The organism is Actinospica robiniae DSM 44927 (assembly GCF_000504285.1).
In the GTDB taxonomy this organism is placed as follows: domain Bacteria; phylum Actinomycetota; class Actinomycetes; order Streptomycetales; family Catenulisporaceae; genus Actinospica; species Actinospica robiniae.
Genome location: NZ_KI632511.1, coordinates 6450504 through 6468405, shown reverse-complemented (window position 1 = coordinate 6468405; position 17902 = coordinate 6450504). Strand labels below are relative to the sequence as shown.

The 17902-nt window shown below is 69.2% G+C and carries 15 protein-coding genes and 2 tRNA genes; 5 read left to right on the top strand and 12 right to left on the bottom strand.

What is annotated here, in order from left to right; genetic code table 11:
- The first annotated feature begins 170 nt into the window (after nt 1-170).
- Both ACTRO_RS27685 and ACTRO_RS27680 read left to right on the top strand, forming a co-directional pair.
- Nucleotides 171-1052: an inositol monophosphatase family protein gene (locus ACTRO_RS27685; RefSeq protein ID WP_034267707.1), complete on the top strand. Its 882-nt coding sequence runs from the start codon at nt 171-173 to the stop codon at nt 1050-1052.
- Nucleotides 1049-2317, top strand: a complete 1269-nt coding sequence (locus ACTRO_RS27680; RefSeq protein WP_034267705.1) for a hypothetical protein — start codon at nt 1049-1051, stop codon at nt 2315-2317. The genes ACTRO_RS27685 and ACTRO_RS27680 overlap by 4 nt, the downstream gene beginning before the upstream one ends.
- Nucleotides 2318-2506: 189 nt before the next feature.
- On the opposite strand, the gene ACTRO_RS27675 is transcribed toward ACTRO_RS27680, so the two are convergent.
- Complete coding sequence (locus ACTRO_RS27675; protein ID WP_034267703.1) at nt 2507-3766, bottom strand: hypothetical protein; 1260 nt, start codon at nt 3764-3766, stop codon at nt 2507-2509.
- A gap of 149 nt (nt 3767-3915) precedes the next feature.
- Here ACTRO_RS27675 and ACTRO_RS27670 point away from each other — a divergent pair, with 149 nt between their 5' ends.
- Nucleotides 3916-4596 (top strand): hypothetical protein, encoded by a 681-nt coding sequence (locus tag ACTRO_RS27670; RefSeq protein WP_034267701.1) that lies wholly within the window; start codon nt 3916-3918, stop codon nt 4594-4596.
- A 346-nt stretch (nt 4597-4942) separates the two neighbouring features.
- Here the strand turns inward: ACTRO_RS27670 and ACTRO_RS27665 are convergent.
- From ACTRO_RS27665 to ACTRO_RS27620, 10 genes are all read right to left on the bottom strand, one after another.
- A tRNA-Lys gene (locus ACTRO_RS27665) sits at nt 4943-5015 on the bottom strand.
- A 100-nt stretch (nt 5016-5115) separates the two neighbouring features.
- On the bottom strand, nt 5116-7746 hold the full coding sequence (locus ACTRO_RS46040; protein ID WP_034267697.1) for a heavy metal translocating P-type ATPase: 2631 nt from the start codon (nt 7744-7746) through the stop codon (nt 5116-5118).
- Between the two features lie 56 nt (nt 7747-7802).
- Nucleotides 7803-8078 (bottom strand): heavy-metal-associated domain-containing protein, encoded by a 276-nt coding sequence (locus tag ACTRO_RS27655; RefSeq protein WP_034267694.1) that lies wholly within the window; start codon nt 8076-8078, stop codon nt 7803-7805.
- 151 nt (nt 8079-8229) lie between these two features.
- The gene (locus ACTRO_RS50450) at nt 8230-8550 is read right to left on the bottom strand and encodes a metal-sensitive transcriptional regulator (RefSeq protein ID WP_034267691.1); all 321 of its coding nucleotides are present in this window, start codon (nt 8548-8550) and stop codon (nt 8230-8232) included.
- 188 nt (nt 8551-8738) lie between these two features.
- Nucleotides 8739-8814: transfer RNA gene (locus tag ACTRO_RS27645), tRNA-His, on the bottom strand.
- A 372-nt stretch (nt 8815-9186) separates the two neighbouring features.
- On the bottom strand, nt 9187-9828 hold the full coding sequence (gene orn, locus ACTRO_RS27640; RefSeq protein ID WP_034267688.1) for an oligoribonuclease: 642 nt from the start codon (nt 9826-9828) through the stop codon (nt 9187-9189).
- A 26-nt stretch (nt 9829-9854) separates the two neighbouring features.
- Nucleotides 9855-11114 carry a helix-turn-helix domain-containing protein gene (locus tag ACTRO_RS27635; protein WP_063628084.1) on the bottom strand — a complete coding sequence of 420 codons (1260 nt, stop codon included), beginning with the start codon at nt 11112-11114 and terminating at the stop codon, nt 9855-9857.
- A 199-nt stretch (nt 11115-11313) separates the two neighbouring features.
- Entirely contained in the window at nt 11314-12033 is a 720-nt protein-coding gene (locus tag ACTRO_RS27630) for a hypothetical protein (RefSeq protein ID WP_051451479.1), read from the bottom strand.
- Between the two features lie 198 nt (nt 12034-12231).
- The gene (locus ACTRO_RS27625; RefSeq protein ID WP_245594512.1) at nt 12232-13398 is read right to left on the bottom strand and encodes a phosphotransferase family protein; all 1167 of its coding nucleotides are present in this window, start codon (nt 13396-13398) and stop codon (nt 12232-12234) included.
- A gap of 367 nt (nt 13399-13765) precedes the next feature.
- On the bottom strand, nt 13766-14200 hold the full coding sequence (locus ACTRO_RS27620) for a hypothetical protein (RefSeq protein WP_034267685.1): 435 nt from the start codon (nt 14198-14200) through the stop codon (nt 13766-13768).
- Here ACTRO_RS27620 and ACTRO_RS43975 point away from each other — a divergent pair.
- Nucleotides 14193-15008, top strand: a complete 816-nt coding sequence (locus ACTRO_RS43975) for a hypothetical protein (protein ID WP_051451477.1) — start codon at nt 14193-14195, stop codon at nt 15006-15008. The two genes, ACTRO_RS27620 and ACTRO_RS43975, sit on opposite strands and share 8 nt — an antisense overlap.
- Before the next feature lie 220 nt (nt 15009-15228).
- Entirely contained in the window at nt 15229-16518 is a 1290-nt protein-coding gene (locus ACTRO_RS27610; protein ID WP_034267683.1) for a glycoside hydrolase family 18 protein, read from the top strand.
- 102 nt (nt 16519-16620) lie between these two features.
- Here ACTRO_RS27610 and ACTRO_RS27605 read toward each other — a convergent pair whose 3' ends face one another.
- Entirely contained in the window at nt 16621-17823 is a 1203-nt protein-coding gene (locus ACTRO_RS27605; protein ID WP_169739951.1) for a L,D-transpeptidase, read from the bottom strand.
- Nucleotides 17824-17902: the final 79 nt, after the last annotated feature.

Here is a 17902-nt window from a genome sequence, read left to right as displayed (position 1 = left end):
ACGCGCCCGTCGGCGTCGCAGGTCAGATAGGGCCCGGGCAACTGCGGGCCCGGTACTTCCACGTAAATTGTCCAGGCGCGTCGAAGGTCGCCTCCGTACGGCGCCGACAGTAGTCTTCTAAGTACCCTGCATCACGTGTATCGACAATGGCGGCGAGGAACCGGACGCGTATGAGTGACGTTGGCGCACCTACGACTACTGCCGACGAGTTGTGGACGTACCTGAATGCCCAGCTCGTACCTGCCTTCTCGCGTTACCGGGAGCGCATCAATGAACTACCGGTCGAGGTCAAAGCTGACAAGACGCTGCTGACAGAGGCGGACATCGCTGTACAGAAGTCGATCATCGAGGCGATTAGGGCGATGGAGCCTTCCGCCGTCGTGATCGCGGAAGAGGACGAGCGCACACACATCCGGACGGAGGTCTTGGAAGCATCCGGCCGGGTGTGGGTGGTCGACCCGATCGACGGCACAGCGGAGTTCGTGCGGGGAGATCGAGTCGAGTTCTGCAGCGTTGTGTGCCTATTGGAAGACTGGCAGCCGTCAGCCGCTTTCATCCTGGCCCCCGAACTCGGCGAAGGACGGACGTCGATCGTGGTCACTGCCGACGTCGCGAGCAAGCGTGTGATGGTCAACGGCGTTCCTTTGTCACCGCAGGAGTCGTTCGATGATTCGAAGTGGCTCTCGATCACTAGGAGCGAGGGCCTTCCGGCGCGTGCCGTGGATCCGATCGCCGAAGCGGCCGGGTACCGACTCAAGACGCGAACGACATCCCAGACGCTCGACATGGTCCGCACCGCCATCGACATCTCAGGCCTAACCGACCCGACTCTGCCCAGGTTCTCGTTGTTCTGCCGGCGGGAGCAGAAGCTGTGGGACGGGGTAGCCGGCCTCGCGCTCGGCCGAGCCTCAGGATTGCGCGACTGCGACGAGGCCGGTGCACCGCTGCCCCTGAATGCACAGTTCCTCTCCACCGCCACGCCAGTGTTCTCCTCCACAGTGATGGGCAGTCCGGAGACCGTTGCGTGGTTTCTGGAGGCAGCCGGTCGATGACTGAGGGCCACGGCACCGATGTATTGATTGACGTGACCTCGCTGATCAGCGCCGAGGACTACCTGGTATCCCAGAACCGGCACGCGCGGCCGGGCGACCCGTTCGCCCGCCAGTGCTTTGTCGAAATCATCCAGTCGCTGATCTTCATGTCGCATGTGTATGTCTCTCACCCGCTGCTGTTCACTCCTGCGGCAGGAGACTTCGGAGAGCGTCCCCTCCTGTTGCGCTCGCTCATGGCAGCAGGTCTGCTCGCACCGCTGCAGCTCGATGACGACCAACGGACCAGAGCACAGTTGCTTGAGCGTAGGGAGATCGCAGAGCTCAAGGGCGCGAACGGGATCAAGAGCATGGCGCGGTTCGTAGACCAGGCTCTGGCCATCGATCGGTCCGCGGCCGGGCGTCAGGACGGGCTATCCGAACGACTACGCGCATGGGGAACGTTTCAACACCGCGAGGTGAAGATCGCGACAGGGCACCACCGAGAACGAATACCCACCCGGGACGGCGTCGAGGACGACGAGTTCGGCCGGTGGTCTCGGGCCGCCGCCCTGCTGTTGGCCGGGGCGCTCGACACGATTGCCGAGCCAGGCGATGGGCCATACATGATGGCGACTCTCGCCAGAGGCATGAAGTACAGGGCACGGGCCGAAGCGTGCCGGATGGCGTACCAGTCCCACCCGCTGCGCCGGGACTTTTCACTGACGTTCGACCTCACGCGCCGCGGTGCAACCGATACCGCGGTACTCGATCTGATACGCGCCGTCCGCGGTATTCACGAGAGTCTTGCCGACGCGGCCGGGACAGATGAGTCCCACCGGCTCCGCCTGCTCCAACTTGAGCTCCCGCTCCTCGGTGGAAGGCTCTGGTCCGCCCAGGAGACCGGCACTCTCTCGGACACGGAGTGGATCGACCTCGTGGTCTCCCGTATCCAGGACTACCGGGAGCGCGCGGCTGAGCTGCGGCAGGTGATCGTTGCGTGCGTGACCGACGAGGACCAAATTCGCTTCGCCCGCGACATCGAGGGTGTCACACGTCACCTGCTGGAGCGTCTCGGGCTACGTCGGGTCGAACTCTCCCCGCTCGAGCAGGAACTGGTCTCCTCCGTGGCGTCGGTGGCGCAGGCCGCACCCGGGGTACCAAAAGTCAGCGGCCTGTGGGTCTCCGCCCGCACTATAGGCAAGCAGCGCTCGTTCGCAGGCGCCCAGCCGTACCAGCGATTCCTCTACCGGGAGTTTCTCGACGCCTGGAAGCGCGCCGGACGCTAGACGCGGGGTGATGGCAAAAATTCATGCAGGACTTGTGAGGCGGGGGGGGTGATCTGCGGTTCGAGGTGCTTGTTCGATGTTCACAATGGGCTGAGGAGCGGTGCTCGACGACGCGGCAGGCCAGCCCTTTCGAGCTGGCACGCCGGGTTTCTCGCGGACGAACTCTTTTATCTAGCGGCTGATGCCTGTTCAGGCTTCTTCTTCGCGTTCCTCGTCGCTCCCACGCAGACGGCGCGCTCGCTCGGCGATCCCGGTGGAAAGCTTGCTTCTTACCGAGCCGGCCCGATCGAGACCCTCGGCTCCGAGGCTTTTGGCAGCACCGACGCCCTTCGTGCCCGTCTCGATCGCCTTGTCTCTCACCTCCACGGCCGCCTCCACCCATCGCCTCGTCTCCGATGACTTGTCTCCGGATTCAATCCCGAGCCGCTCGTGGAGGGCATAGACACCGGTCGCGACCTGGTTGCTCGCCTGGACGACGGCCGGAGACTTGGTCGGATGCAACAGCACCTTCGCGTTGGCCGTGCCGGCAGCCGCATTCATCCTGGCCACCAGATGTTCGGTGCACCGCGCGATGAGTTCCAGCCGGTCCTGCCGGGCGGCCTTCAGGCCGAGGCGATGCCCGTTCAGCTCCTCTGGAGAGGCGTCGAGCACCCGGTCGAGCTCGAGCACGGCGATCGCATCCTGGAGTTGGAAGCAGCGAGCCAGAACAGCGAGCCAATCCCGAACCGCTACCTCCGCGTCCTTAGCGGCCTTGGCGAGATCGCCGATGTTGGCCTTGTTCTCGAGCTTCTCAGCGATGGCGTCAAGCTGGCGCAGCGAGTACGCCTGGGTTTCCGCGATCGTGGCCGGTGCGGACTGCACCTTGGACCACGTCACCTCGTCGACCCTGCCGCGGCTGTTCCGGAGGGTCATGGACTCCTCGATGACGAAGCCCACGCCGATCATGCGCGCCAACACGGCGTCCTTCTGGGCGCGCAGCACGTCGTCGACTTTCTCGTCGATCGCGGCCAGATAGTCGGTGATCTCATCCATGCTCTGTTGCATTGCAGCCTGGGCCATGATCCCCGCAGCACCGGCAAGTACCGACGGGTTCGTCAGAAGGGTTCGGGGATCCTTCGCGAACTCGACGAATCCACCGATCTGGCCCTTGCCCTTGGGCCCCTTCACCACGCCGGTACTCAGGCCAGTCTTCGAGCTTTCCCGCAGCCCATGCTTCTTGATAGCCCGCGCCGACTCCTCCGTCAGCTTCACCCAGCGACCCGAGTCGGCGGCGATCTGGGAACCCGTCTGCGCGGCCACGGCACCGGTCTCGACGATCGACTTGAGCCGCTTCAAGCCGAGCTCTCTCGACGGCAATCCCTCCGAGATGAGGAAGAGCTCGACATCCCTCGCACTCCCGATGACCGCCAGCCCATCGCCGTCACTGATCAGCTGTATCTCGCCGTCCATCGCCCGCTCCCCTGAAGTGACTATGCGTACTCGATGATAGCCGCGGTGCACGCGATAACAAGCGCGGAAAACTCCTGCCGAGCCGACCCTCATGAGGCCGTAGCCCCTAGGCTGCCCTGCGCGACGGCAAGCAGATCGGGGAGAAACATATGGAGCGCGTGGTCGACCCAGCAACCATCGACTTCCACGACTTCCTCGTGCGCTGGCGAGGAAGCCCCGACACCGCGCCGCGACGCGTGGAAGCGGAGTTCAAGTGGCTCCCTCGACCGCTCCTCGACTGGTTCGAGTTCGAATCCCAGTGGACGCGCCGCTATCAGTTTGGAAACAACCTCTACCGGCCAGAGCAGATCGTTGCGACCGGCAAGGCGGTCATCTTCATGACCGACCCGACCGCGGACTGGCTCTGGGCCTTCGATCTCGATGACCCAGACATCGTGTACGAGCGCGAGCTCTACGACGGCTGGACCGAGGTCGCGGAGAGGATGCCAGAGTTCCTCGTCCACAACGCACTGAGCGAGGCGGTATATGGCGGAGCCGTCCAGTTGTGGGCCGACAGGTTTCCGGATGAGCATCTTGACGAGCTGCTCGCGCCACTGAGTCGAGTGGGCTTCGGCGGGTGGGGCTGGCCCGGTGCTTACACCTCCGACATCCACCTCGGCGACCGGATACTCGCGGAAGTTACCTACCGGACCAGCGCAGAGGCGGGCCCGCGAAAGGATCCCGCCGTAGTCCATATCTGCGTCGCGGCCACCGACACAGAACGTCTCGACTACCTCGACGGCCTCGCTGAAGTGAGATGGCGCAAGCGCGGCCGGGTCTGGCCGGACTGAAGAACGGCACGTTGCTTGTTCGCGACGTCCAGCGTCGTGCCGTCGAACCCGGACGACACACTCCGCCCGGGTATCAGCGGACACTAGGGGAAGATGCGACACCCACGGCGTACGGCAGAGCATCCGGTGACACCGCCCGATATGTAATGGCCAATACTCGAATCGCCACTATACAAATCAGGGTTCGATGGCACGCTTTGGGGCCCGAAAATCCGCATCCACTCGCAATCCGCTCGCAACGGGTCGCCCGGGAGGGTGACGGCGGGTCATTGGACGACGCGGCGGGGTCAAGGGGTGGATGCGAAACGGCCAGGTCGTGGGTCACGACCTGGCCGTACGGTTACTGTGCGCCGTCAGGGACTTGAACCCCGAACCCGCTGATTAAGAGTCAGCTGCTCTGCCTATTGAGCTAACGGCGCTGGTGTTGAGTTGTTGAGCGCCGACGGACGTTTTCACCGGCCGGGGGGCTCGCTGCTGCGGATCCGACAGTACCGCAGATCGGCCGGGAGCAGAAATCGATTAGGGGCGGGGGCGGCGGGAGGGGGTGGGCGGGGGCGGCGGGGCGGGGTGGAAGGCGCGCAGGCGCAGGGAATTGGAGACGACGAAGAGGGAGGAGGCTGCCATGGCGGCGCCGGCGATGAGGGGGTTGAGCAGGCCGGCGGCGGCGAGGGGGATGGCGGCCAGGTTGTAGGCGAAGGCCCAGAACAGGTTGCCCTTGATGGTCGCCAGAGTGCGGCGGGCGAGGCGGATCGCGTCCACGGCGGCGGTGAGGTCGACGCCGGAGCCGTCGGCGGCGGTGCGCACGAGGGTGAGGTCGGCGGCCTCGATGGCGGCGTCGGTGCCGGTGCCCATGGACAGGCCCAGGTCGGCCGTGGCTAGAGCAGCGGCGTCGTTGACGCCGTCGCCGGCCATGGCGACTACGCGGCCGCGGGCTTGGAGGGCGCGGACGGCTTCGGCCTTGGCCTCCGGCATGACCTCGGCGATCACAGACTCCTGCGGGATGCCCACCTGGTCGGCCACCGCCTTGGCTACGGCGGCGTTGTCTCCGGTGAGCAGCATCGGCTCGAGCCCGAGTGCGCGCAGACCCGCGACGGCTGCCCGCGCGCCGGGCTTCACCGCGTCGGCGACGACGAGCAGTCCGTGGACCTTGCCATCCCATGCGACCGCGACGGCGGTGCGGCCGAGTTCGGTGGCGGCGGTGGCGGCGGACGCGAGGTCGGCAGGGAGGGGCAGCGACCACTCGCGTTCGATGTAGGCGGGGCTGCCGACGACGACGGCGCGGTCCTCGACCATGCCGGTGACGCCGAGGCCAGGCGTGGCACGGAAGTCGGAGACGGCGGGGCGGGGGGCGGTAGCTGTGGCCGTAGCTGCGGCGAGGGCGATCGCGCGGGCGATGGGGTGCTCGGCGTGATGCTCGACGGCGCCGGCGAGGCGGAGCACTTCGGCGGCTGGTGCGTCCAGGGATGACAGAGCGGAGGACGACGAGTCGACGGGTGAGCCGAGGGCGAGCTGGTGTGGGGCGGCTGCGGGGGCGGCTTGCACGGAGCCGGCCGCATCGACGGCGGCGGGCATTGCCTCGGCGGCGAAGCTGGCGCTGGCGGGGCCGGTGGCGTGGACCTCGAGCAGGGTCATCTGACCGGTCGTCACGGTGCCGGTCTTGTCGAGGACGATCGTGTCCACCTTGCGGGTCGACTCGAGCACCTCTGGGCCCTTGATCAGCAGGCCGAGTTGCGCGCCGCGGCCGGTTCCGACGAGCAGGGCGGTCGGGGTGGCCAGACCGAGGGCGCAGGGGCACGCGATGATCAGCACGGCGACAGCAGCTGTGAAGGCGTGCGCCGTGTTGCCGCCGGCGATCAGCCAGAGTGCCAGCGTGGCGAGGGCGAGGACGATGACCACGGGCACGAAGATCCCGGCGACGCGGTCCGCGAGGCGCTGCACTGCCGCCTTGCCCGTCTGCGCCTGCACGACGAGGCGAGCGATCTGAGCGAGGCGCGTGTCAGCGCCGACCCGGGTGGCGCGCACGACCAGCCGGCCTCCGCTGTTCACGGTGCCGCCGCTGACCTGCGTGCCGGGGCCGACCTCGATCGGCACGGATTCGCCGGTGAGCATCGACGCGTCGACGGCGGACTGACCGTCGACGACCTCGCCGTCGGTGGCGATCTTCTCCCCCGGCCGCACGACGAACAGCTCGCCGACCTGCAGCTGCTCGATCGCCACCGGACGTTCGACCCCATCCGCGCCCAGCACTACGGCCTGCTTGGCGCCGAGCTCGAGCAGCGCGCGCATCGCAGCGCCCGAACTGCGCTTGGCACGTTCTTCGAGGTAGCGGCCGAGCAGGATGAAGACGGTGACGGCGCTGGCTACCTCGAGATAGACGTCCTGGTTGCCATCGCCCGACGCGGTCAGCGAGAAGCTCATCCGCATGCCGAGCTCGCCGGCGCTACCGAAGATCAGGGCGTAGAGGGACCAGCCGTAGGCGGCGATGGTGCCGAGCGAGACGAGGGTGTCCATCGTCGCGGCGCCGTGCTTGAGGTTGCGCCAGGCGGCGCGGTGCAGCGGCCAGCCGCCCCATGCGACGACGGGCGTGGCGAGAGCGAGGGAAAGCCACTGCCAGCCGCGGAATTGGAGCACGGGGACCATGGCGAGGAGAAGGACGGGGACCGCTAACGAGGCGGAGATGGTGACGCGACGCCGCAGGGTGGAGGCGGCGGAAGATGCCGCAGCAGACGTCGGCGCGGGGGAAGGAGCCACGGCAGAGGCCTGCGCGGAGGGCGCGGAAGCGTCGGCGGAGGGTGCGGACGCGGCGGTAGCGGGGGGCGCCGACGGAGTGGGCGCGATCGACGCAGCGGACGTCGGCGAGGGCGAAGCGGGGGCGTCGGCGAGGGGAATGGAGTCGGCGGCGGCAGTTGCGGGGGGCGTAGGGAAGACCGCGGCGAGGGTGCTGGCGCCGTAGCCGACTACTTCGACCGCTGCGATCAGCTGGCCCGGCGACACCTCCGGGGGGTATGCGACGGCGGCGCGCTCGGTGGCGTAGTTCACCGAGGCGGTCACGCCCTCGATCCGGTTCAGCCGCTTCTCGATCCGGGCCGCGCACGAGGCGCACGTCATGCCGGTGATCTCGAGTTCTATCCGCTCGTCTACGCGGCTCATGCGGGCACCTTTCGCTCTCGCTGCGTCCATCCGGACCCACCCGAATTCCACCCGGCTCAGCCCAGCTCGTATCCGGCCTCGTCGACGGCGGCGCGGACTTCGTCCTCGGACAGCGGCCGGGTCGAGCCGACGGTCACCTTCTTGGCGCCGAGGTCCACCTTCACGCCGGTGACGCCGTGGATCGCGGTGAGCTCGCGGGTCACGGCGCCGGCGCAGTGGCCGCAGTTCATGCCGAAGACCGAGTAGACGGTGACGACGGGGCTGTCGGCGGGGACGTCGGCGTTGGCGGCGGGGGCCGGCTCGGGGGCGTCGGTGATCTCGATGTCAGTCATATTCGCGCTCTCGTTCGTGGAGGGTGGAGAAAACGGGGGTGAGAGAAACGGGGATGGAGCGGCGATGGGGGCGGCGCGACGTGGAGGGGAGAAAGTCGTGGGTGGGGCTAAGTGGCGGTGGCGTCAATGAGTCGCGCGGGGGCGGCGCGGGTCATGAGCGGACCAGACGGGCGATGGCCGCCGAGGCCTCGCGGACCTTGGCGTCGGCCACCTCGCCGCCTTCGGCCATGGCCTCGGACACGCAGTGGGCGAGGTGCTCCTGCAGCAGGCCCAGCGCCACGGACTCCAGGGCGCTCTTGGCCGCGGAGACCTGAGTCAGGATGTCGATGCAGTACTTGTCCTCCTCGATCATCCGCTGCAGGCCCCGGACCTGCCCCTCTATCCGCCGCAAACGCTTGAGGTAGTCGTCCTTCGCGTCGCTGTACCCGTGCGCGTGGCTGTGGCCGGCTGCGCTTTCGTGCGTCCCCTGCATCTTCCGCCTCCTTCCGCGGTCGGCGTCTTCGGCTCACCGAGACGATCATTCCAACCATACCCCAGTAGGGTATATTCCCGCGGCGGCGGGCGCATCTCGGAAGGAACCTCAGGGGGACTCCGGCGGAACCGGACGGGAAACGCATCAGGCCCCGGATTCGCGTTTCCGCAGATCCGGGGCCTGACAGATGGGGTGAGCGACGGGACTCGAACCCGCGACCCTTTGGACCACAACCAAATGCTCTACCAACTGAGCTACGCCCACCATCATGACTCCGGCGCCTGACGACGCCTGAGCACTCGCACTAGTGTAGCGGTTCCGACAGGGTGGTCGGACACCCTTTTTCCGGCTGAGATGCGCGAGCGGCCAGGCGGGGACGGACGGGGAGGCCGACTGCGGCGGGCGCGGATGTGGAGACGGCGAAGGACGGAAGCGGTAGGGGGCGGCGTCGCGGCGGGGGCGGACCGTCGGGGCGCACCGAAGCCGGGAGGCGGCAACGGAAGTCTTGCGACGGCCGGGGGGCCGGGAAGCGCACCCCGGCCCAACCGACCAAACGATCAGCCGAAAGCAGCCACGGCAGACGGCCGAGGTGGCTCAGTCGCTTGAGCTGAGCCCACCCAACCGGAGCCCGCCGCCTCAGGCGCTCGCGCCGCTCCCGTTCGTCCCGGTCCCGGCGCCGCTCCCGGCCGACCCGAAGCGGGTCGCGGTGGCGCGGGCGTCCTCGGAGGTAGGGCCGGGCTGGGCGACGAACACCGTGGCCCGGTAGTACTTCAGCTCCTCGATCGAGTCCTTGATGTCCCCGAGGGCGCGGTGGTTGCCGGTCTTCGCGGGGGCCTGGAAGTAGACCCGGGGGTACCAGCGGCGCACCAGCTCCTTGATCGAGGAGACGTCCACCACGCGGTAGTGCAGGTGCGACTCGAGCTCGGGCATGTCGCGGGCGAGGAAGCCGCGGTCGGTGCCGATCGTGTTGCCGGCCAGCGGCGCCTTGTTCGGCTCGGGGGCGTGCGCGCGGACGTACTCGAGCACCAGGCGCTGGGCCTCCTCGAGGCTCACGCCGCCCTCCAGCTCGGCGAGCAGGCCGGAGTGGACGTGCATGTCCCGGACGAACTCCTTCATCTGGGCGAGCGCTTCGGCCGGGGGCTTGATCACCACGTCCACGCCGTCGCCGAGGATGTTCAGATCCGAGTCGGTCACCAGCGCGGCCACCTCGATCAGCGCGTCGTGCGCCAGGTCGAGGCCCGTCATCTCGCAGTCGATCCACACCAGCCGGTCATTCATGCCACCGAGGCTACCGGTCCGCACGCTCAGCCCTCCACCGCGGGCTGGTCGAGACGATCTCGGCGGTGCTCGCCGGGAGCGGGGATCCGGCCGGTCACGCGGCCGCCGGCGGCGGAGCCGAGGACGGCGCCGTACTCCTCGCGGTCCTGGTCGGAGCCGGGCGCCGGCTGCTCCGGAAGGAGGACCTCCGGTTCGTCCTGGGCGACGGACTGCAACCCGTCCGGCCTATCGCCGCCGTCCAGCGCCTCCGGCATGTCCTGGCCCTGTCCGCGGGTGCGGACGGCGGGGGTGGTGCGGAAGCCGCTGCGATAGGCGGTCGGCGAGGTGGAGAGCATGCGGCGGAAGTGGCCGCGCATGGCCACCAGGGAGCCGAAGCCGCTGCGGATGGCGATCTGATCCATCGCCAGGTCGGTGGACTCGAGCATGCGCTGGGCGTACATCACCCGCTGCGCGTTGAGCCACTGCAGCGGCGCGACGCCGATGGTGAGGCGGAACTTGCGGTCGAAGGAGCGACGGGACATCGCGGCCCGGGCGGCCATGGCGTCCACGTCGAGCGGTTCGGTCAGGTGGTCCAGGGCCCAGGTCATGGCGTCGGCCAGCGGGTCCCCGCGCAGCTCGTCGGGGACGTCGTTGTCGAAGTAGGGGGTCTGGCCGCCGCGCCGGCCGGCCGGGAAGACCAGCCTGCGGGCGAGCCGGGCGGCAGCTTGGGCGCCGTGGTCGCGGCGGACCACCTGCAGGCAGGCGTCGATGCCGGCCGCGGCGCCGGCTCCGGTGACGACCTCGCCGTCGTCCACGCACAGTTCGCGCGGGAGCACCTGGGCCCGCGGGAAGCGGCGGGCCAGGGTGGGCGCGTAGAGCCAGTGCGTGGTGCACGGGCGGCCGTCCAGCAGCCCGGCCGCGGCCAGCACGAACACACCGCTGTCCAGGCCGAGGACGCGCGCGCCCTCCTTCGCGGCGCGGCGCAGCGTGGCCAGGGCGGGCTCGGGCGGGCGGTCGGTGGGCGAGCGCCAGGCGGGCACGATCACCGTGCCGGCGGCCTCGGCGGCGGCTAGGCCGTACGGGGTAGCCAGCAGGATGCCGCCGGTGGTGGGCAACGGGCCGGCTTCACCCATGCAGGCCAGCAGCCGGTAATAGGGCAGCCCGTGTCCGCGGCGGTCCACGCCGAAGACGGTCAGCGGGATCGAGTTCTCGAACAGCGGGCCGTGCTGGAAGAGGATCACCGCCACCGTGCCCCGGTCCCGATGCGGCGCGAGCGCCGGTGCGGGGGTGGCCGGGACGGCCGGCACGGCACCTGCGCCCGTGCGAGGTCTGGGTATGGCGCGCTCTGGCGTCACGGCGGCTTCGGCTCCGATCTTCGAACTCGAGATCGGCCGGCCGAGCCCGCCCGACCTTGCGATCAGTATTCGTATATATTCCAAGATCGGCCTTGTTGTCGACTCCGGCTTGGGGTGATGCCCCTTGAAACACCGTCAGATGTGATAAGCATCACAGGAAAGCGCGCCGGCGCCGGTTACGCACGGCGACCGGGATCCGGTCGCCGAGAACGTACGCGGCCGCGCCGAGACCGAGGGCGACGAGGTGCTCACGGCCGGCCAGGTTCGGGGCGAGCAGCGTCTCGAGCGCCATCGCCAGCGCCGTGACCGCGAGCAGCCGCCAGGCGCGGGCTCTGAGCAGCACGTAGACCGAGAGGGCCACCACGACGGTGGACGGGCCGGTGTCCAACTCGTACGCGTCGATCTGCGGCGTGCCCACGCCCAGTGTCTGGCCGGCCACCCACATCAGGCGCGCGGAGAGCGTTGTCAGCGCATTGGCGCACACCGCGAGCAGCAAAGTGCGCCAACGCCCCAACTGGGCCTCGGCCACCGCGAACACGACCAGCACCTGGGCCACCGCGCCCCAGGCGGGCAGGTCTGGCGCCGGGGCCAGCATGGACAGCGGCAGCCGCAGCACGATCAGCCAGACCGGCAGCGCCTGGTAGACCGCTGCGACGTGCTCGACCAGCCACCAGCCGGGGCCGGTGTGCTGCAGCACCGCGAACGCGGCGATCAGGCCGGCGCAGGCCGGAGCCAGCGGGACGGCCCGCAGGCCGCGGAACCGGATCGCCCGGACGGGTGGGACGAAGACGCGGGCGCACTCCTCCGCGAGCCCACGCCAGACCCGGGTCGTCCACGCGGACTCGGTCTCACACGCCGCCCGCGCCGACATGCGGCCACCTTAGCCACGGCCGGGGCCCGGAACAGGCAGGACGGCGCGTCCCGGCGTGTCAGGGCACGGCCGACGCCGCCCGGAGACCGCCGCCCCCGTATGCGACCGCCACGGGCCACGTCCGCCGCCGCAGACCGCCGCCCCCTTCCATGACACGACCGCCGCGCGCAGACGGTTCACCGCGGACGCCCGGCGCGCTCAGAGGTTCTCGCGCAGAGCGGTCAGCCCGCCCTCGATCAGCGGGCCGACCCAGCTGCCGGCCCGCTCCAGCCCGGGCGGCACGGGCAGGCCGTGGTTGACCCGGTAGTGCAGCACCTCGAGCAGTCCGGCCACCCGGTAGTGGTTGAGCGCTATATACCAGCCGATCCGGGACAAGTCGTAGCCGGTGCGGGTGGCGTAGCGGTCGGCGAGCTGACGGCGGGTCGGGAAGCCGCGGGTGCGGGTGTGCGCCGAGGAGATCGGGTTGAGCGGCTGGTCCGGTCCCTCCCAGAAGGTCAGCAACAGGCCGAGGTCCACCAGCGGGTCGCCCAGGGTGGCCGCCTCCCAGTCGAGCACGGCGTTGACCCGGCCGATGGAGGCGAGGTCGAACACGACGTTCTCCAGCCGGTAGTCCCCGTGCAGCACCGAGATCCGGCCGCCGGCCGGGACGCCGGCGCGCAGCGCGGCGGCCAGCCGGGCCAGCCGCGGCACCTCCCGGCTGGCGCTGGCCGCGTGCAGCCGGTCCCACCGGTCCACCTGGCGGATGAGGAACTGGTCGGTGCGGGCGAAGTCGGCGAGGCCGGCGGCGCGCACGTCGACCTGGTGCAGCGCGACGAGCACGTCGAGCAGGCCGTGCGAGACGGCCCGGGCCTGGCTGGGGCTGAGCGCGGCGCACTGCTTCTCCGAGCGGTAGACGGTGCCGGCCGCCTTCGCGGTGACGAAGAAGGGCGCGCCGATCACGGACGCGTCCTGGCACAGCAGGTAGGGCTCGGCCACCGGGACCCGGCCGGCCCGGCCGTGCGCTTGATGCAGGGCCCTGATGACCTGGTACTCGCGCCGGATGTCCGAGCGGCTGGTCTCCGGGGCCGGGGTGGCCAGGGTGGCCGGGACCGGCACCGGGCCGCCGGGGCCGAGCGGCAGCGGGGGGCGGCGCAGCACCAGCACCCGGCCGTCGCCGTCGCAGAGCTCGTAGCTGAGGTTGGAACGGCCGCCGGGCAGCGGCATGGCGCGCAGCGGTGGTCGGATCGAGCCGGGCAGCCGCACCGTCAGGTACCTGGTCAGCCGTGGCAGGTCCAGTCCCATCACCACGTCCGACCAGTTCTCGGCCGGGCTCAGCCCGGCCGGTGATCGGTCCGCCGACGGACCGCCCATGGCGCCGACACTCACCGGCTGCTCCCGCCTCTATGGAGGAATCTGCGTCCCGGCGCGGCCCTGCCCGCGTCTCGTGCACCGTCCGGGGTGGTCGGGGGCGCGTCACAGCGCGCGCCACGATCGCAACGTAGTGCGACGCGCGCCGGTTGGCTAGTGGCGTGTCTTCGGACGGTATTTCCCGAGTGTTACCGATCTACCGGTCCCATCCCGGTGCCGCGGTTGCTAGGTTGGGGGGCGGCAAGATCTGCCCGCCCGCAACGCTTCTTGGAGGAGCCGTGACCGAAGCGTCGAATCAGGGCTCATCGAGCCGTATATCAGGGGTCGGACGCGGCCGCCGGGCCGCGGCCGCGGTCGCGGTGTCGGTCGGCGTGAGCTCGCTGGTCTACGGCACCTCGCTCGTGCTTCCGGTCTCGGCGCTGGCCGATTCCTCTTCCCCGGCCTGCTCGAGCACGCCTACGGCCGGGACTTCGGAAACGCCCTCCGATACCGCGTCCGCCTCGGCCGGCGCGACGGATTCGAGCTCCGCCGAGAGTTCTCCGTCCGGCGATGACGGGGCGAGCGCGCCGAACGACCCGAGCACGCCGGCGACGGCCTCGGTGAGCGCGAGTCCGTGCCCCACGGTGTCGGCCACGGTCTCGCCCTCCGGGGTCAGCACGGCGCCCACGCCGAGCGCGACGCGGTCCGGGTCCGCCACGCCGAGCGCTACGCAGTCGGCCACGCCGAGTGCGACACGGTCCGCCACGCCCACGAACACGGGCAAGGGCGGCGCGCCGGCGAAGACCCCCGCGAGTTCGACGCCGACGATACCGGTGTACACCGTCTCGCCGACCGGCTCGAGCTACTACTACACCTCGGTGCCGCCGGGCGACGCCGGCTACCAGCTGCCGACCGGCACCATCACCCGGGCGCAGATCATCACCCGGGCCGAGCTGTGGGTGACCCAGCAGGTGCCCTACAGCCAGACCTCGTGGTGGACGAACGCCAACGGCACCTACCGGCAGGACTGCTCGGGCTACGTCTCGATGGCCTGGGACCTGGATCAGTACACCGATTTCTGGACCGGGAACCTCAACCTGGTCTCGCGCACCATCCCGGCGGCCACGATGCTGCCCGGCGACATACTGCTCTCGGACAAGCACACCATCCTGTTCGCGGGCTGGGCGGACACCCAGCACACCGAGTTCGACTACTTCGAAGAGGCGCACCCGGGCACGGACGCGCGCTACGTGGTGGACGCGCCGCTCTCGGCCTTCCTGGACAACGGGTTCGCGCCGTTCCGCTACGACGGCGTGGTCAACTCCTCGGCGCTGCCGACCCTGCCGACCGGCCAGAGCTACTCACTGCTGGCGAGCGAGGGCTCGGAGGTGGACCCGCCCGGCGTCTCCACGCTCCAGCCGGCCGGCCTGGCCGCCTCGGGGTCGCTCTCCGCGTCGGCGAGCGCGAGCGCATCGAGCTCCGCGAAGCCAGCCGTCCAGGCACTGACGGCCGCGGATCTGGCGGCGGCGGAGATCAGCCGCCGGGACGAGGGAGTGGCGCTGGCGGTCGGCGGGTTCTTCCTGCTGGGCGCCGGACTGGTGATGCGCCGTCCGATCCGTTCACTGCCGCGCCGTCGCGGGAAGCACTGAAGCACTGAAGCACTGAAGAACTGACGCGCTGAGGCGGCACGCAAGAAGCACCGAACCGGACAGACCTGCTCCGGACGCGCACATGCACGAAGAGGAGGGCCTGGTGAAAGCCAGGCTCTTGTCCTGGCGCAGAAATTGGACTATACCTTTCGGCTACAGACGCATGGTCTAGTCCACTCTGGCCGCTCCTGGCCCGGCTCGCTCCGTCACAAGGAGAGCAATGCGCACCCTGAGAATGAGAACACTGCTCGTCGCCGCGGCCACGGTCGCCGCGACGGCGCTGCCGAGCGCCGCCGCCCAGGCCTCGTCGGGTCCAGCCCACAGCACGGGCAATGGCAAGGTGGCCATCGGCTTCTTCACCCAGTGGAGCATCTACAGCGGCTTCCTGGAGAAGAACCTGATCTCGGACGGAGCTGCGAGCAAGCTCACCGAGATCAACTACGCCTTCTCCTCGGTCTCCGCCGACGGCCTGTGCACCTCGGGCGACTCGTGGGCCGACTACCAGCGGCCGTTCTCCGCCGATGAGGCGGTCAACGGGGTGGCCGACACCTCCACGCAGGCGCTGGCGGGCAACTTCAACCAGCTCAAGGAGCTGAAGGCGAAGTACCCGAACCTCAAGATCGTGATGTCCATCGGCGGCTGGTCCTGGTCGAACCAGTTCTCCGCGCTGGCCTCCACCGCCGCCGGGCGGCAGGCCTTCGTCGACTCCTGCGTCGACCAGTACCTCAACGGCAACATCCCGGGCCTGGCCCCGGGCGCGGCCAAGGGCATCTTCGACGGTATCGACCTGGACTGGGAGTACCCGAACGAGGTCGGCAACAACAACCCGTACGGCCCGCAGGACACCCCCGACTTCACCGCGCTGATGCAGACCTTCCGCACCTCGATGGACCAGGCCGGCAAGGCCAACGGCGAGCACTACGTGCTGACCGCCGACGTCTCGCCGAATCAGTACACGAACGCCCAGCAGCTGCAGCTGGCCCCGGTCGCGAAGACGGCCGACTGGCTCAACGTCATGACGGTGGACTTCCACGGCGGCTGGGAGAACCAGACCGACTTCACCCAGAACCTGCTGCCGGACCCCAAGGACCCGCAGGCCTCGAACGACAAGTTCTCCATCGTGCAGACGGTGCAGTACTACGAGAGCCACGGCGTGCCGGCTGACAAGATCGCGCTGGAGATCCCGTACTACGCGCACGCGTGGGCGGGTGTGAGTGCCACGAACAACGGCCTCTACCAGCCGGCCACCGGTGCCGCGGCGTCGGACCAGGAAGGCTACAAGGCCGTCGTCGACGCGCCCGGCACCGTGCACTACGACCCGGTGACGGCGTCCGTCTGGAAGTACGACCCGGCGTCGCAGACCTTCTACTCCTACGACAACCCCACCACGATCGCAGAGAAGGGCCTGTACATCGACCTGGCCGGCCTGCGCGGCGCCTCGGTGTGGTCGCTGGACGGGGACACCAGCAACGGCGCGCTGACCCAGGCGCTGTCGGCCTCCCTGCTCTGATCTGATCTGCTCTGATCTGAGACAAAGTACCGACCTGGCAACACAGCCGGCGCCCCGGACCGTCGTGACGGTCCGGGGCGCCGGTGCGTTTCCGGGGTCTGCTCAGGAGTTCGACAGCGCGGACTTGCCCTGCCAGTCGGCCCAGGACAGCTGCCAGTCGTTGAATCCGTTGCCCAGGGCCGCGGTCCGCGGGGATCCGACGACCTTGATGATGTCGCCCGGCAGCGTGTTCTCGTAGAACCACTGCGCGTCGGCCGGGTTGGTGTTCACGCAGCCGTGGGAGACGTTCTCATGGCCTTGCGCGCCCACCGACCAGGGGGCCGAGTGCACGTATGTGCCGGACGAGGTGAAGTGCACGTCCCACTTCACGTCGGGTTCGTAGTAGGCGTCGCCGAGGCCCGCAGTACGCGAGTCCATCACGATGTCGGTGGCCTTGTCGATCACCGCGTAGGTGCCGTCCCAGGTGTCCAGGCCGGGCATCCCGCCGCTAACGGTGAAGCTGTGGATCTGGCTGCCGGACCGGTCCACCACGGCCACGTCGGAGGAGACGTTGATGGTGGTCTCCTGATCCCGGCCGACGGTGAAGGCCACCTGGTGGTCCTTGGCGCCGAACTTGCCGCCGCCGAGGTCCACGCCGTCGAAGGCCATGTTCACGTAGACCTTCGTGCCGGTCTTCCAGTAGGACTGCGGGCGGTAGTCCACCCGGGTGTCCGAGAGCCAGCCCCAGGAGCCGGTCTGCTGCGGGCTGGAGGTGACGGTCAGGGCCCGCTCGATCGCGGCTTTGTCCTTGACCGGTTGGGTGAAGGTGATGACCACCGGTTGGCCTACACCGACCGTCGAACCGGCGGTCGGGAACACGGAGTCGAATTTGAGCGAGTCCGGCTCGGTGGTGGTCTGGAAGGAGGCGTGTTCGATGCCCACGCCGTTGTCGGCGGCCTTCGTGGTGACGGCCGTGACTTGATACGCGTCGGATACGCGCAGGTCGTTCTGAGAGGTCCAGGTACGTCGGTCGGGGCTGTAGGTGCCCGCCACGGAATGCGCGGTGGCATCGGCGACGGTCACCGAGCCTATCGTCTCGCCGGGCGGAGCTGTCAGCACGAGCGGGGTGTTGGGGGCCACGCCCGTGGATCCGTTGCTGATGGATATCTGGGCCAGAGTCGCGTTGGTTATCGGTGCGGCGGTGTACTCGTCGTTGTCATTGCGGAAGACTCCGGCCTTCATCAGGCCGAAGCCTCCCGCGGCGATCACCGCGGCCCCGGCGACGCCCAGCGCCACGGGGGCCTTCCACCTCGTCGTCAGGTTCACGGTGTTCATTTTGCTCCGGTATCGACCGGAATATGTGATTGGACGAGCGAATGGAGTACTCCCGGGCGCGACGCGCGCC

Excerpts from the sequence above, each read along its gene's own strand:
- ACTRO_RS27630 (WP_051451479.1), bottom strand. The coding sequence starts at position 12,033 with ATGTCGGCGCGGGCGGCGTGTGAGACCGAGTCCGCGTGGACGACCCGG.
- orn (WP_034267688.1), bottom strand. The coding sequence starts at position 9,828 with ATGAATGACCGGCTGGTGTGGATCGACTGCGAGATGACGGGCCTCGAC.
- ACTRO_RS46040 (WP_034267697.1), bottom strand. The coding sequence starts at position 7,746 with ATGAGCCGCGTAGACGAGCGGATAGAACTCGAGATCACCGGCATGACG.
- ACTRO_RS27680 (WP_034267705.1), top strand. The coding sequence starts at position 1,049 with ATGACTGAGGGCCACGGCACCGATGTATTGATTGACGTGACCTCGCTG.
- ACTRO_RS27675 (WP_034267703.1), bottom strand. The coding sequence starts at position 3,766 with ATGGACGGCGAGATACAGCTGATCAGTGACGGCGATGGGCTGGCGGTC.
- ACTRO_RS27685 (WP_034267707.1), top strand. The coding sequence starts at position 171 with ATGAGTGACGTTGGCGCACCTACGACTACTGCCGACGAGTTGTGGACG.
- ACTRO_RS27610 (WP_034267683.1), top strand. The coding sequence starts at position 15,229 with ATGCGCACCCTGAGAATGAGAACACTGCTCGTCGCCGCGGCCACGGTC.
- ACTRO_RS27670 (WP_034267701.1), top strand. The coding sequence starts at position 3,916 with ATGGAGCGCGTGGTCGACCCAGCAACCATCGACTTCCACGACTTCCTC.
- ACTRO_RS27655 (WP_034267694.1), bottom strand. The coding sequence starts at position 8,078 with ATGACTGACATCGAGATCACCGACGCCCCCGAGCCGGCCCCCGCCGCC.
- ACTRO_RS50450 (WP_034267691.1), bottom strand. The coding sequence starts at position 8,550 with ATGCAGGGGACGCACGAAAGCGCAGCCGGCCACAGCCACGCGCACGGG.